The organism is Psychrobacillus soli (assembly GCF_006861775.1).
Taxonomy (GTDB): Bacteria; Bacillota; Bacilli; order Bacillales_A; family Planococcaceae; genus Psychrobacillus; species Psychrobacillus soli.
In genome coordinates, this window is record NZ_VDGG01000008.1 from 58616 (window position 1) to 73612 (window position 14997).

Genomic DNA, 14997 nt, shown 5'->3' on the forward strand with positions numbered 1-14997 from the left:
AAAGCGTACTATAGAAAAAACTAATTCCCTATTCTTTTCTTCCTTATAACATTATTTTGACTGTATAATTATTTTCCAAGCAAATTTAGAGATACACGATTAAAAGCAAGCATATCAGCAGGTGTTCGGCTTGTCACAAGTTGATTTTGGCAAACAACTATTTCTTCATCTCGGAACTTTGCACCAGCGTTTTCCAAATCAACGATAATCGATTTATAACCTGTTGCTTCTCTACCAGCTAAGCTTTTTGCAGAAATAAGCAATTGCTGTCCGTGACAAATTGCAAAAACCGTTTTTTTATCATCCATAAATGCTTTTGTGAATTCCACAAAACGGTCATCTTCACGCAAAAGATCTGGTGAGAATCCACCTGGGAGAAGAAGTGCATCGAAGTGCGCGAGTGACACATCGTCTATTCTATAATTGATTGTGAGCGTTCGACCTTTCTTTCCTATTATTTCTACTCCCTCTTCTTTTTCAATGGTATAAACTTCGTGTCCAGCATCTTCAAACGCTTTGCCGGTTCTGTAAATTTCGAGTCCTCGAACAAATTTGTAATCAATATCGCGATTTTCGCCATTTACTTGATACACTCCTTTTGTTTTTTGCAAATTAACTTGTTATGAAAACATTAATTTTCCAAAATAGAAAGAATACCCTCAAATGCAGTCTTGTTAGTAAAGCTTGCCTGTGTTAGACACAACTTATAAACAATTCTGAATAGCTTCTAACGCAGGGAGCATACACTTTGTAGCTTATTTTAGTAAAGCTCGGGAGTCTGTTTCGATTCCTGTGGATTATACGATGATTAAGCAAGTGAAAAAGCCTAGTGGGGCTATTGAAGTGTACCCTATAGAATAGACACTTAAAAAAGTCTATCCTATGGGGTACTTTTGTTTATAATGAGTAAAAACAAGTTGGGGCGGATGAACATGACAATAAGATTATTTACTAAAAATGAAATAGACCTGCTGAAATGCAATCCTAATGTACAAGCAGTTAGTGAAAAAGGAATTACCTATACAGATGAATTTAAACGTAAATTTATTTCTGAGAATGAAATGGGGAAATTACCTCGTGCTATTTTTGAGGAAGCTGGCTTTGATGTAGAGTTAATTGGTATGGAGCGTATTAAATCTGCAGGTAAGCGTTGGCGAGCTGCCTATCGTGAAAAAGGGATAGGCGGATTAGAAGATACGAGGAAAACGAATAATGGTCGGCCTTTAGAGAGAGAACTGAGTTTAGAGGAAAAATATGCACGCTTAGAGGTGCAGAATCGATTATTACAAGCAGAAAATGAACTCCTAAAAAAGCTCGATCTACTCGAAAGGCAGATGATAAAAAAGAGATAAAACTCATAACCGAGCAGAAATTTCAATTGATCCACGACACGATTGAAAAATATCAATTAAAGCGAGTGATCCGTTTTCTGTGTGAATTAATTGGCGTATCTCGCTCGGGCTACTACAACTATTTCACTGAAAAAGCAATACAAAACCGTGAAGAGCGCAAGTTAGCTGATGAAGAAATAAAAGAAATTATTCTAAAAGCGTTTCATTTCCGCCGTCGAAAAAAAGGTGCACGTCAGATAAAAATGACGTTAGAAAATCAGTATTCCATTACATATAACCTAAAACGAATTCGTCGTATTATGAAAAAGTTTGATATCGTTTGTCCAATTCGAAAAGCGAATCCTTATAGAAGAATGGCAAAGGCGACACAGGAACATCGAACATTACCAAATCTATTAAATCGCCAGTTTAAGCAAGGAGTCATTGAAAATAACACTAGATATCGCCCTAAATACATTAAAGAAATTAAAGAAGAATGGTAGAAAACTAGCTGAGGGTGCATTCATCCATTCAGATCAAGGCTTTCACTATACAAATCCTCAATTCCAAAAGCTTCTAAAGAAAATGGGATTAGGTCAATCCATGTCACGTCGTGGCAACTGTTGGGATAACGCACCACAAGAATCATTCTTTGGACATTTTAAGGATGAAATACATATTAAGTCATGCGAAACATTAGAAGATGTAATACGAGAAATTAAGAGTTATATGACCTATTACAATCATTATCGGGGTCAGTGGAACTTAAAAAAGATGACGCCTGCACAATACAGACATCGTCTTCTTCAAGTTGCCTAAGGTTTTTTTAAAATGTCCTTTACAAAGGGTACACTTTACTAAGCCGGGGTTTGTAATTTATTTTGAGCAGACTACGGTGTTTGTTACGCCGGATGAAGAGAAGATTAGACAGATGAAGAAATGTGAAAAGGTTATCAAAACGGCTTTGTTAGTCGCTTTGATAACCTTTTTTGAAAAACTATGAATGATTGATAAACGGTAGATAAAAAGAATTTACTATTCCTTTTGCCCTATTATCCTCTAAAACCAGATTATTTTTACCTATTCAGATAATTCCACTTGCATTCCTCTCTTACATTCTTTATTTTTCTACAGAATTATAAGCAAGAGCTGGAAGGACGTTATAATACCTATGTTTCTATTGAACAGGCAATTAGCAATTACAAAGATAATAGTGAGGAATCATTGTATAGGTTGTTTACATTAGATTATGGAAAAAGAACCACAAAGGCTGCTATCGAATGGTGCGATTTTACTCTTGATAAGCTTTCTACGAAGGTGGATTAATGATGGTCAAACAAATTTTTACTGGGAGTTACACGGTTGATAATACGGAGGATATTGTAGTTTTCATAATTGGCATGAGGATGAACAAGCGACTTGCAATTCAGAAGTGGTTACCCGTTTTTAACACCATGCCTGGGATGATTAAAGAGCTTTATGTGAACAAAGAGGAACTATACCAATATGCCTCACTATGGCTTAGGAAAGGCATTGAACCATACTCCCGTTACGGTAGAACAAAATTCTGCTAGTAAACGACTAAAAAAATATTGTATAGTGCCTGGCACCCGACAAAATAATTAGTGAAGTTTCCCTGTGTTAGACACAATTCAAAACAATTCAGAATAGCGTCCGAGTTTTTTCTAACACAGGGACATATTCTCAACTACTGAAGTCACGAGTGTACAGGCACAAATTAATCAAAACACAAGGTCCTGCCTTAACATACATACAGGACCTCGCATATTTATTTCAGAATGGTTGTTTTTAAAAATTCCTGCGTTCGCTCCTCTTTCGGATGGCTGAAAAATTGCTCAGGGTTGCCGCGTTCGACAATTTTTCCATCGTGCATATAAACGATCCAATCCGCGACTTCTTTAGCAAAATCCATTTCATGGGTAACAACAACCATTGTCATTCCTTCTTCAGCCAATTCTTTCATGGTTGTTAAAACCTCTCCCACAAGCTCAGGATCGAGTGCCGATGTTGGCTCATCAAAAAGCATAATTTCTGGTTCCATCGCAAGTGCTCTAGCAATCGCCACCCGTTGCTTTTGCCCGCCTGATAGTTTACTAGGATAGACATCTAACTTATCCTCCAAGCCTACTTTATTTAGTAATTGTTTTGCTTTCGAGATAGCCTCCTCTTTGGCAACACCCTTTACCATGATAGGAGCTTCGATAATATTTTCCAAAACAGTTTTGTGTGTGAATAAGTTGAAATGCTGAAACACCATTCCTACCTTCTCCCTAATCTTATTGAGGTTATCGGTATTTGGGTCGACTTCTTTTCCTTTAATAATAATATTGCCGCTATCCTTTTTTTCTAAAAAATTCAAACAGCGAAGGAGAGTACTTTTTCCTGAGCCGCTCGCTCCTATTAAACAAACAACATCGCTCTCGTAAACGGTCAAATCGATACCTTTTAATACATGTAAATCTCCAAATGATTTATTCAATTGATTTATTTTGATCATTTCCTTTGTATCCAATGATCTCATCTCCTATCTGTCACTTACTGCTAATTTCAGTTCAATTCGTTTCACTACGAATGTCAACAGCGCCACTAGCAATAAATAGTAGACTGCTACAATGAGTAAATAGGTCATTTCGTCAAAATTATTGGACCCTAGTGTTGTCGCCACATTGAACAGCTCATTCATGGAAATAAATGCGGCTAACGAAGAATCCTTTAAACCGATGATAAATTGGTTGCCTAAAGGCGGCAGCGCTCGGCGGAATGCCTATGGAAGAATAAGCCTTCTTAATGTCAGTACTTTTGTCATCCCCAAAGAGCGCCCTGCCTCCATCTGCCCTTTATCGACTCCCTGTATCGTTCCTCGAAGGATTTCCGAAATATATGCTCCATTATGTAACGCCAAGGCCAAGGAAGCGGCCCAGAAATCAGGAAGGAGGAAAAGCCCGCTAATTCCAAAGTAAAGGATAAATATTTGAACAATCAGTGGTGTTCCGCGGACTAAATAGACATATGCATCTGAAATGAATTCTAATGCTTTTATTTTAGAGTAAAAAACTTGGCAATGTATCTACTTCCTTTCTTGCGATAGCGTTGGCTCATTCCGGTTTTTTGGTAATGTCCTCACCAAAATATTTGATGCTGATCTCACTTAGTGTTCCATCTTGCCGGAGCTGCTCCAGTGCTTCATCTACACGCTTCAATAGTTTTGGGTTATCCTGAGGCAGCACGATGGCTTGTTCGCTACGCTCAATTAACTGCTGCTCTTTAATCTCAAACCCTTCCTTTGCAGCATTTTTTCCGGTAAAAAAATCGGTGATTACCGCATCATGACGTCCGCTGTTTAACGCTTGTAAAGCTGTAATATCGCTGTCATATGCTTTTATTTTGTCTGTATACTCAGCCGCTGTATCAGCATAAGTCGAACCTTTTGCTACAGCTACTTCTTTTCCCGCTAAATCATCGACAGTCTTAATCTCACTGTCCGGTCTAGTAAAAATTTGCGGACCAGAATAATAGTAGGGAGTAGTAAAAGAAACATGTTTGCTCCGCTGCGGATTAATCGTGTGGCTAGCAACAGCTGCATCCGCACACCCTGTTTTTACCCCTTCTTACAATCCCTTTGAATTTAATTCGCTTCTGAACTGGCTTAAACCCCATTTCTTTTGCAATGGCTTCGCCAACCTCAATATCAAAGCCTGACATGGTGAGATCATCATTCATATAACTAAATGGCCTAAACTCACCAGAAGCAGCAAAAACAAATTGACCTTTATGTATTAGTTTGGATCCGTCGGCAAGCTTCTCCTTCTCGGCACAAGCAGATAAAAAGCAGACCACGATCAAACCAAAAACCAATATAAACTTTTTATTTAACCACATGCTGGCTATCAATCCCTTTCACTCTTATTTATTTCTACAATACTTCTAGCTAACTAAGTAGCTTGCTTATAAATGGTAAATAACCCCATTATTACCAGATAAACAAATAGTGTCAGGCACCTATAATGGTGCCTGACACACTTTGTATAACACATACCATACACATTTCATTTATGTAAAAGGGGTTGTTTCGCAGAGGGTGTACCTTCTGCCTCTTTTCTGCTACATGGAGAAAAATTGTAATAATACCTCTTTTACTTATGATACGGTACTCCATAGAATATCTAAATGAGGTTTCTCATAGCAGGACTAGCAAATACTTTTGAAAATTGAAAGGGACCCCACAAAGGGATCCCTATACATCGTATTTATTTATTTTTAGTTGTCTACATATGCGTAAACAGGCGATCCTTTTGAACAAGGAAATATGCCATCAGTTTCTTACATTGAGGAATAGAAAATCCTAAAATTGGACCTAATCCAAACGCAATAAACACTGTTCCAATTCCAACTGGCCCCCCTAGCATCCAACCAAGAAGAAAAACGAGTACTTCTATTCCATTTCTAACTAGCGGAATACTCCATCCCGTTCTTTCAATGATTAAAAACATAAAGCTATCTCTAGGACCTGCTCCAAAATCAGCGGAAACATATAATCCAATACCGTACCCAATTAAAACAACACCTATGATAAAGGCAATTGTTGCTCCTATTAAACTATCAATGCTAGGTAAAATCGAATTAAAAAGATCAATAAATAATCCTAATAACAACATATTCAGAAAAGCCCCTATTTTTGGCCATGCCTTATTGAAAATTGAACTGATCAACAAAAGGAAAAATCCACTTATTATCGACCAAGTTCCAATAGTAAAGCCAAATTTAGTGAATAGACCATAATGAAAAACATCCCATGGTCCAATCCCTAAATACTTTCCTTCAATGGTTAAAGATATACCAAATGCTAACACCATTAATCCAAAAACAAAAAAAGACCAACGTAAAATCCATTCCTTTTTCATAACTGCTCCTCAATCTTATATCATACTTTTTTATTAATATAACATTAAATTTGGACAGAATTTATAATCTATATTTTCCAAAATGTCATCCCAAATCATATCTTTCATTTTCTTATTAAAGGAGAATAACGGAGAAGCTGACTAAGGCAAATAGAGAAGCATTTTTACGACCTCTCCTCACTAATTTTATAAATAAATGTATATGCAAAAAACCACGGAGACAGGTACTTAATCATATTGAGCCAAGAATCCTGTCCCATTCCTTTCACGTCCCCATGAATTTCTGTTAGAATTAATAACTACTGGTAATAATAAATATAGAAAAAATAGGATGATGCATATGATCGGAATGGGATATCGGACAATTAAAACAGCAATAGGGGCAGGATTAGCAATTTGGATTGCTAGTTTATTCGACTTGGAGTTTGGATCATTTGCAGCCATAATCGTTATAATGTGTATTGAAAAGACAAAGAAAAAGACATTACATTCCATCCAGAAAAAGTTTTTCGCATCTCTATTATCTTTAATACTTGGTTCCATATGTTTTGAAGTATTAGGATATCATCCCATTGTCTTAACTCTATTTATCCTATTGTTTGTCCCAATCCTTATAAAGTTACGTATTCAGGAAGGTTTTGTTACAAGCATAGTTATTATTTCACACATTTATACAGTCAAGGAAGCCAACCTAGAAAACTTATTGAATGAACTCTATATTATTTTCATTGGTATAGGAATCGCCGTACTCGTAAACAGCATTATGCCAAGCTTTAAAAAAGAAATTGAAAAATATAAAACAGAAATCGAAAATAAATTCAGTGTTATTCTTTCCCAATTCTCTGCATTTTTACAAGAAAGTGAACAAAAGTGGGACGGTAAAGAGTTAGTCGAAGTAGAAAATATTCTTAATCAAGCTAAAAACATTACTATACAAGATGTAGAAAATCATCTGTTAAGAAAAGAAAACAAAGATTATTATTATCTCGAAATGCGAGAGGATCAACTTGAAATCCTCAAACGGATGGTAGACATCCTAAGCATTGTTTCTTCATCGGAGTTAGACGTTAAACAAAGAGGAATGCTTGCTAATATCTTTCAGTACATCAGTCAACATGTGGATTCGGGAGATACAACCATTGCATTAAAATTATTAGAGGAATACGAGGAGTCCATACGTGAAACAGAATTACCGAAGTCAAGGGAAGAATTTGAAGTCAGAGCAAATCTTTTCTATTTAAATTTCGAGATTAAGAACTACTTAATTATTAAGAAAAATATATATAAAAGAAGTAAAGATTAGGTCTAGAGGCTAGTCATTATCTTAACAATGGTCACGGGGACAGGTTTCTCGCCTTAATAAGCCTAGGAATCTGTCCCCGCTGCGTTTCCCTACAATAACTTGTTTTGAGACATAGCATTGATGATATGTATCGAAGTAAACTATCTTTACGAATTGCCAGCAACACTATTTGTTCATACAAAAGATGACTTTTTAAACAACCTCATTTACTTATGATAAGGTTCCCCGTATCGCATATAAATGCGGTAAACATAAACATTTTTTGTCTTATTATCGCCGTACGAAAATTTTAAGGTAGCTGCTTTTATTGTTAATTTACTCCATTTTTATAATTAACCTATCAAGAATAGATCTTTCGTGTATCACAAGTCATCTTTTCTTTATGGATCTAGATTTTATTTGGGTATTAAAGCAAATAGAGCATAAACTAGGCTAATAACCTATCAAATATTAGCAACTTGCATACAATATTTAAGATTGAATTATTGAAAAAAGGAGCGGTTTTATGAAACATGTAAAGAAAATTAAACCCAGTAGTGAAGAATCATGGTGAGAGTCGTATCCTGTTTTCTATCCGATGAAAACGGGCTTCCACTTGATCCAAATTTACCAGGAAGCATCAATTGTAAAGAGTTAACCTCAGAAAACTCACGACCTGAAAAAAGTGTAGTTCTTCCAAATGGATCACGTGCCACACTCCAACGAGTAAAGATTCTCATCGAGGGTTATGTGACTACCGTACTGGATAACGGAACAAAGCATACAGAACCTTTCGACAAAACAATACAAATCTTATTATGTGCACCTAATAGGACACAAGTAACCTGTAAATTTACTGATTTTCATTGTTTCTCTATGGCCGTTTTTTCGGATGACATATTCCAAGGATTATTAATTACCATTGATTTTTGTTTATCAGTTCAATCTTCATTTGACATTGTTGTTAGTATGGAAAGTCAGTTTTGTGAACCCAGGCAAAATATTTCGCTATCAAAATGTATTATTCCAGGTCAGCAACCCTCAAATTCATTCGATCAAAATCCAAAAACATTTGCGCATCAGCAAAATGAAAATCTATGCATAAAAGTCCCTAAAGTATATGATTGGGTAACCAAGCCGATTAATATTCCACAGATTAATGTCCCTTTTTCTTGTGTTTACGAAGTGGCGGCCACTACTGGAACTTGTAATGGAATTGCCGTAGGAGATATTATTTGTGAACCCTGTACAGGTATGTGTGAAGAGACTTTAATTTGTAGTAATCAAAGTTGTACATTATTTTTAACTAGTAGTTCTACCGACTGTATGTTTTGCCCTGTAGGTGGACTTACTCTCCCATCAGACTTTGTACGTACCACACCAAGTGGACGTGTACTTAACGTTAATAAAGGCGTCTTTTATAACGACATTCAACCAGCGATCGATGGCGCCAATTCAGGAAATACTCTTATTGTTTTTCCAGGGACTTTTACTGAAACTTCTCCTATTACTGTGAATAAGTCGCTAACAATTACAGGCCTTTCCGCACTGAATACAGTGGTTGAGTTTCCAAATCCACCGGTAGAATCGAATTTCTATATTGCTGCAAATAATGTAACGATTAAAAATCTTCATTTTAATAGCCCGACCATTACAGGTGCTGATGATGTATCGTTATTGAGAATCAACCATGCTCCTGGAAATGGTCTATATGATAATATTACGTTTGATAACGTAATTATTGAAGGAGGAACAAAGCGTCTCTCCATTATCAATGCTTCAAACCTCTCTATACTAAATTCAACATTTATTCATACTTTTAATCGTCACGCAATAGAATTAAGAAGCGGAACAGGCACAATGAATATCTCTGGCAACACTTTTTCAGGTGGGCCAAGTAGCCAAGACGCCATTATATTTCAGGTTAATACACCTACAGACACTTTTACCAATGCCTCTTTTATTATCCAAAATAACACCATGACACGATTTTCACATTTTGTATTATTTAACCTAGCGGCTAACACAAATATTTCTATTAATGTATCCAACAATGTCGTTAACCAATTAGATCGACCAGGACCGACCATTACATTTATTCCTCCTACAACACCATTCAATTTTTCCACAATTACACCTATTCTCATTGAAAATAATCAAATTACGAATCCCAATCCACCTATTGATGATCCAAACCCATTTAATGTATCAAGTAACCTATCCGTTTATGTGGACTACACCTACACACTTGGGCTCCCGACATCCATCCCAGCAAATGGCCAAATACAAGTCCATAACAACATCTTTAATGTCGCCTTACCTTGGGGATTGGTGGCACCCCTCGTACCCGTTTATGACGTCGTTTTTCCAAGTGATCCAGTTGGTTATAATACAACTTTTGCACCAGTAACCATGTCATTAAATGCTTTTAATCTTGTGGGTAACGTCTCAACACCTATTGTATGATAGGTGTTTTAATATGGGTCTTTCAATGAAAAATTGAATGACCTTCAATTAATAAACGATGAGTGCGATGTACACTTGATTATAAATGGCCCATTCGCTTTGGCCATAGGACTTTTGATATTCAAATGTTGTTTTTCGGGTAATCTTGTCCATGAGTTTGGTCCTTTTTAGTGGATTGAGACGGGCTACCACCTGACTTTATCCAATATTATGGACTTTTTTTATGTGAGAGGAAAAATTATTGGACGTTTTGGAAATTCACGAAATTGAATTTACTTTAATGCAATGTTAGTGAGTTTACATGATTATAATAAGACCGTTTTACTGAATTTTTTTATATCTATACCTCACTTACTTATGATACGGCTCCCCGTATCGCATCCTAACGATGAAAAAAAGAAAAATCCATTAACCCTTATAACAGATTACTTTAAAATTTTATTTGAAGTATTGCAAACTTTTATAATTCCCACCTCATTTTCTTTGTTTAACTGCTATCCATTTCTTAATTTCATAAGTTGTTCGATCCGGTTCATCCCACTGAAGCATATGCCCTGTACCTTCCATAATAAAACTTCCCTGTGTTAGACACGATTCCAAACATTACAAACTAGTATCAATTTTTTCTAACACAAGGACTGATTTGGAATAGTTGTAAACAGTTGAAACCCCAATATTTCACGCGTATACTAGATCTAAGGTTTGAATACAATAAAAAAGACCCCAAGATGTTGCTACATCAAACGGTCAATTATAGCGGTTCCCTCAAAGGGATTGGCTAGCAAATAGGATTAATCCATCTTAGCTCTAACTCAAGGATGGGTTATTTTTTTTCAAAATAACGAAAAATTCAGGCACAACTCCACACTAAGTATATTCTAGGAGTCTATGTTGCTTATGTCGTCTAATGAAGGGAAAATTGACATACAAAGAATAGAACTATCCTTGTCAGTAAGTGAATTCATGTTTGTTTTGGTTTACACATCTGCTAGATCTTTAACCAGAGAATAAGAAAAAACGGACAAAAATGGCCCTTGACCACGTCCTGAGCCTACCGAAAGACTCGGAACTATTTTTCACTCTGGACATCTTCCAACCACAAAAATCACATGAATAAGACCATCTCTACTGAGCACATTAAACTCTAGGAGGTGACGATACAATGGTAAAGAAAAATAAACCAAACTTTAAGAAAAAAGAACCTAATTCAAGAAAAGACACTCGTGAAGAATTTGCAGAAGAACATAATTTAAATCAAGCTAAACGAAATAACGCACAACAAAATAATCAACAGAATCAATAATATAACTTTATAGAAGAAACTCCATTATTTAAAACACGCTCAGACGAATCTAATTTATGGGTAATTTCCTAATTCGATTTATCTGAGCATTTTTGCTGCTATTAAATAACGTTAAATCATTTCACGATACGCATTCCTAAATCAGATAATAGGCAATTTCTATATTACTTTCACCTTAAATATTAAAGCTGCTAAAGGAATCCTAAAAAAATTCCTTTAGCAGCTTTTTAATTCCCACGCAGAAAAAAACTAGTTTTATAGACTTATCCCATTGTTGCTTCTATTTAATTATTCTTCAAGCAACCTTAGAGATTCACGATTAAACGCAATCATATCAGCAGGTGTTCGGCTTGTCACAAGCTGATTTTGACAAACAACCACTTCTTCATCTCGGAACTTTACACCAGCGTTTTCCAAATCAACGATAATCGATTTATAGCCTGTTGCTTCCCTACCAGCTAAACTTTTTGCAGAAATTAGCAATTGCTGTCCATGACAAATCGCAAAAACCGGTTTTTTATTATCCATAAATGCTTTTGTGAATTCCACAAAACGGTCATCTGCACGCAAAAGATCTGGTGAGAAACCACCTGGGAGAAGAAGTGCATCGAAGTCCTCAGGTGTCACATCGTCTATCCCATAATTGATTGTGAGCGTTCCACCTTTCTTTCCTGTTATTTCTACTCCCTCTTCTTTTTCAATGGTAAAAACTTCGTGTCCAGCATCTTCAAACGCTTTTGCTGGTTCCGTAAATTCTGAGTCCTCGAACAAATTTGTAATCAACGCCGCGATTTTCGCTATTTACTTGATACACTCCTTTTCTGTTTTGCCAATTAACTTCCTATGAAATATCAATTTCCTAAAATCGAAAGAATACCTGCTAATGCAGTCTGATTTGCGGATGCACTTATAACACTAGTAGAGTTCAACTCATGACTACCATCCATATTCAATGAGCGCTCATTCGCTTTAATAATGACCCCTGTAATTGCTTGTGTTTCAAATACCTCATTTAATTTATTCACTTGCTCATTAGATAACGTTGCTTTTTCACCCATGAATACACCGTCTAAGCCACCGAAATGCAAGATCGCTTTTTGAATAGCTTCTTCAAAATGGTTATTACCCGTTAATACTACTTGGTTTTTATAAGTATCTAACATATCGCCAAGTCTTTCTGTATATGGGGAAGCTACTATTACATGTGCCCCTTTTTTCAACAGTTTTTCTAAAATTAATCCTTCATGCTCATTATTTATGCCAAAAAAAGCAAAAATGTACCCTGCCATATTTGGAACTGTGGGGGATAAACTTAGTTTGTATAATTCTAATGGCCAATAATCAATATCGAAAGCTTCTTCTTCTGTAAGGTTTTTTGACGTGTTAAAAAGGTCGAGCACATTTGCCATTGCTTCATGAGTATGCCTTGCGATTTCTGTATTTCTTTTTGCAGTAGCAAGAGAGATTCCTGCTCCAAAGCAGCCTACACCAGGTATTAACCCTACTTTTGGATCAATATTTTCATGCATGTTGAAACCTTTTGGTAGTCTATGTTGGAACTGATGGAAGAAATTTGTATAGCTTTCTCGATAGGATTGAATGGCCTGTTTACAATCAGCGCTGTCCGAAACCACAAGTGAATCTTTACCTATTCTTAAAATATGTTCTAATGTGGATCTTCCGCCAGTGGCAATCTTTTCTACATCTTTTCGATTCGCTAGCTCCAGCTGATTTTCATCAATCGTCAAAATTTGTTTCTGTTTTTGAGAAAGTTGTCCACGTAAACGAAGAAGGAGTGTTGTGCGTGAGTCCATTTTTAAGGTATCTAGACGATTCTTTTCTTTTTTAAACTTATGATTGTTAATATATTCTTTTGCTTTCTCTTCTAATTCGATTGTCTTTAAATAAGATTCTTCATGTGTATTTCCCCACGTAACAAGTCCATGATGTTCCAATACAACAGCATAATTTTTTGAGAACTGTTGAACTATTTTAGAAAGTTTAAATCCCGGTCTGCAATATGGAACAAATGCAACGTCTTTCCCTAATACTTCGTAGATGATTTTTTCCGCATTTTCATAATTGGTTAATGTGCAAATTGCATCAGAGTGCACATGATCGACATGTAATGCCTCGATAAATGCATGGAGTAATGTTTCAATGGAAGGTCTTCGTTCTGCAGCACTTACCATACAGCGACCCAGATAATCCACCATATCTTCATCAGACATGTTATCTAAATCTATTAAAGGGAGTAATTCTTCCAAATAAAGACCAGAAAAATCTTGTTCAGTAATTGTCCTTAAATCACAACCGCTTCCTTTTATCCGAAGAATTGTACGCTTTCTCCCTAAGTGGTCTGTTTCCTCCATTTTACTAGAGGTATTTCCTCCACCATATAAAACAAGGCTTGGATCTTTTCCGAGTAATCTAGACCTATTCACTAACTTACTAATTTCACTGTCACCTTGAATGGTAAAACGCTCATTTACGATAAAAACCCCTCCTACATGATCATCAACACAGTATTGCCACCAAAAATAACGACTCATAGGGTAAAAATAAGTGCGTTATTTCTACCCTATGATATAAATTCAATTAAAAGTCGTAATTATCGATATTATCTTTTGTAAATGTAACTCGTTCCGGAAGTAAAATGATTCCGCTATCGTCGGATGTATATTCATACCCTTGAATGGAGTTTGGCTCTATTGTAACTTCTCCAATTCCAGGTACTTCAAAGGAATCACCAACTTTTAGTTCTTTTCCTTCCACTGTCATCAAGTATGCAACATAAGTAGCAATGGCTCCTTGTTGTTTCACATCCCACAAACCAAATTGTTTCACTGTATCACGTTTTACATAATCTCTCATAACATTAGGAGTAGAAAATCCTGTAATAATTACTTCTCCCGCTTTATCCAGATTTTCAGCTGCTTGTGCCATCGCCGGTAAGGCAGTTGCGTCTGGAGCTAAGATGACATCGATATCAGGATATGTTGTCAAAATACTTTCCCCTATTGTTAAAGATTTTTGCGCATCATTTTCACCATATTGTGTAGTGACAATTTCCCACCCTGGATGTTTTTCAGCAATGTATTCTTTTGCTTTTTCCACCCACTGGTTTTGGTCTGTAACAGTCGGACTTGAATAGAAAAAGGCTACTTTCGCATTTTCCTTGTCTAATTGATCAGCAGCCATATTGACGAGTAATTCTCCTAGTTGATTCGGAGTTCCTTGATTGATATAAAAAGATCTATGTTCTGGACTTACATCGGAATCCCATGTAAGAATTTTGACGCCACGTTCTTTAGCACGATCCAATGCCTGATTCAACCCATCCACCGAAGTCGACGAAATCATTATTGCATTGTATCCTTGATTCACAAAGTTATTAATATACTTTACTTGCTCGGCAACCGATGCTTCACTAGGTCCATCGTATTTGAATTCTACCCCCAATGAATCTGCCATTTCTTCTGCGCCTAGTCCTCCAGAAGTGAAAAATCCTACACCAGTCAATTTTGGGATAAAAGCTAATTTAACATCTTCTTTATTCATTGTTCCTGTGCCACTTGTTGTTACTTTTTCATTTCCTTTATTACTACAAGCAGATGCAATGACAAGTATTAGAGCAAAGATGAATACCAAAAACAGTTTATTTTTCTTCATCCTATAAATTCCTCCTCTAGT

10 protein-coding genes and 4 pseudogenes are annotated in these 14997 nt (G+C 36.1%); 6 read left to right on the forward strand and 8 right to left on the reverse strand.

The annotated features are described in order from the left end of the window. Nucleotides 1-68 precede the first annotated feature (68 nt). A pseudogene (locus FG383_RS05205) lies at nucleotides 69-580 on the reverse strand (type 1 glutamine amidotransferase domain-containing protein). Nucleotides 581-932: 352 nt separating this feature from the next. Between FG383_RS05205 and FG383_RS21605 the strand changes: the two are divergent. The 3 genes and pseudogenes from FG383_RS21605 to FG383_RS05220 all read left to right on the forward strand — a co-directional run bounded on the left by FG383_RS21605 (nucleotide 933) and on the right by FG383_RS05220 (nucleotide 2905). Next, a pseudogene (locus FG383_RS21605) lies at nucleotides 933-2150 on the forward strand (IS3 family transposase). Between the two features lie 279 nt (nucleotides 2151-2429). Next, entirely contained in the window at nucleotides 2430-2657 is a 228-nt protein-coding gene (locus FG383_RS21610) for a virulence activator alpha C-terminal domain-containing protein (protein WP_142605798.1), read from the forward strand. A gap of 80 nt (nucleotides 2658-2737) precedes the next feature. After that, on the forward strand, nucleotides 2738-2905 hold the full coding sequence (locus FG383_RS05220) for a DUF4188 domain-containing protein (RefSeq protein ID WP_246096867.1): 168 nt from the start codon (nucleotides 2738-2740) through the stop codon (nucleotides 2903-2905). A gap of 215 nt (nucleotides 2906-3120) precedes the next feature. Here the strand turns inward: FG383_RS05220 and FG383_RS05225 are convergent, their stop codons facing one another. The 4 genes and pseudogenes from FG383_RS05225 to FG383_RS05240 all read right to left on the reverse strand — a co-directional run bounded on the left by FG383_RS05225 (nucleotide 3121) and on the right by FG383_RS05240 (nucleotide 6253). Beyond that, nucleotides 3121-3849 (reverse strand): amino acid ABC transporter ATP-binding protein, encoded by a 729-nt coding sequence (locus FG383_RS05225; RefSeq protein ID WP_185907857.1) that lies wholly within the window; start codon nucleotides 3847-3849, stop codon nucleotides 3121-3123. Nucleotides 3850-3876: 27 nt separating this feature from the next. After that, nucleotides 3877-4398 (reverse strand): annotated as a pseudogene (locus FG383_RS05230) (amino acid ABC transporter permease); the annotation flags it as partial. Nucleotides 4399-4447: 49 nt separating this feature from the next. Next, nucleotides 4448-5231: pseudogene (locus FG383_RS05235) on the reverse strand (transporter substrate-binding domain-containing protein). Nucleotides 5232-5617: 386 nt separating this feature from the next. Continuing rightward, nucleotides 5618-6253: a YczE/YyaS/YitT family protein gene (locus FG383_RS05240; protein WP_142605801.1), complete on the reverse strand. Its 636-nt coding sequence runs from the start codon at nucleotides 6251-6253 to the stop codon at nucleotides 5618-5620. 340 nt (nucleotides 6254-6593) lie between these two features. Between FG383_RS05240 and FG383_RS05245 the strand changes: the two genes are divergently transcribed. The 3 genes from FG383_RS05245 to FG383_RS20835 all read left to right on the forward strand — a co-directional run bounded on the left by FG383_RS05245 (nucleotide 6594) and on the right by FG383_RS20835 (nucleotide 11304). Then, nucleotides 6594-7556: an aromatic acid exporter family protein gene (locus FG383_RS05245; RefSeq protein WP_185907851.1), complete on the forward strand. Its 963-nt coding sequence runs from the start codon at nucleotides 6594-6596 to the stop codon at nucleotides 7554-7556. 546 nt (nucleotides 7557-8102) lie between these two features. Beyond that, on the forward strand, nucleotides 8103-10001 hold the full coding sequence (locus tag FG383_RS05250; protein ID WP_142605803.1) for a BMQ_0737 family morphogenetic spore coat protein: 1899 nt from the start codon (nucleotides 8103-8105) through the stop codon (nucleotides 9999-10001). Between the two features lie 1162 nt (nucleotides 10002-11163). After that, nucleotides 11164-11304, forward strand: coding sequence for a hypothetical protein (locus FG383_RS20835; RefSeq protein ID WP_185907852.1), 141 nt, complete (start codon nucleotides 11164-11166; stop codon nucleotides 11302-11304). A gap of 288 nt (nucleotides 11305-11592) precedes the next feature. Here FG383_RS20835 and FG383_RS05255 read toward each other — a convergent pair whose 3' ends face one another. From FG383_RS05255 to lsrB, 3 genes are read right to left on the reverse strand one after another with little or no spacing between them, the layout of a single operon-like run. Further along, complete coding sequence (locus tag FG383_RS05255; RefSeq protein WP_142605804.1) at nucleotides 11593-12105, reverse strand: type 1 glutamine amidotransferase domain-containing protein; 513 nt, start codon at nucleotides 12103-12105, stop codon at nucleotides 11593-11595. A 50-nt stretch (nucleotides 12106-12155) separates the two neighbouring features. Further along, nucleotides 12156-13856, reverse strand: coding sequence for a class II aldolase/adducin family protein (locus FG383_RS05260; protein ID WP_142605805.1), 1701 nt, complete (start codon nucleotides 13854-13856; stop codon nucleotides 12156-12158). Nucleotides 13857-13902: 46 nt separating this feature from the next. After that, nucleotides 13903-14976: an autoinducer 2 ABC transporter substrate-binding protein LsrB gene (lsrB, locus tag FG383_RS05265; RefSeq protein ID WP_142605806.1), complete on the reverse strand. Its 1074-nt coding sequence runs from the start codon at nucleotides 14974-14976 to the stop codon at nucleotides 13903-13905. Nucleotides 14977-14997: the final 21 nt, after the last annotated feature.

Excerpts from the sequence above, each read along its gene's own strand:
- FG383_RS05260 (WP_142605805.1), bottom strand. The coding sequence starts at position 13,856 with ATGAGTCGTTATTTTTGGTGGCAATACTGTGTTGATGATCATGTAGGA.
- FG383_RS05250 (WP_142605803.1), top strand. The coding sequence starts at position 8,103 with ATGGTGAGAGTCGTATCCTGTTTTCTATCCGATGAAAACGGGCTTCCA.
- FG383_RS05225 (WP_185907857.1), bottom strand. The coding sequence starts at position 3,849 with ATGATCAAAATAAATCAATTGAATAAATCATTTGGAGATTTACATGTA.
- lsrB (WP_142605806.1), bottom strand. The coding sequence starts at position 14,976 with ATGAAGAAAAATAAACTGTTTTTGGTATTCATCTTTGCTCTAATACTT.
- FG383_RS05220 (WP_246096867.1), top strand. The coding sequence starts at position 2,738 with ATGAACAAGCGACTTGCAATTCAGAAGTGGTTACCCGTTTTTAACACC.
- FG383_RS05245 (WP_185907851.1), top strand. The coding sequence starts at position 6,594 with ATGATCGGAATGGGATATCGGACAATTAAAACAGCAATAGGGGCAGGA.
- FG383_RS05240 (WP_142605801.1), bottom strand. The coding sequence starts at position 6,253 with ATGAAAAAGGAATGGATTTTACGTTGGTCTTTTTTTGTTTTTGGATTA.
- FG383_RS20835 (WP_185907852.1), top strand. The coding sequence starts at position 11,164 with ATGGTAAAGAAAAATAAACCAAACTTTAAGAAAAAAGAACCTAATTCA.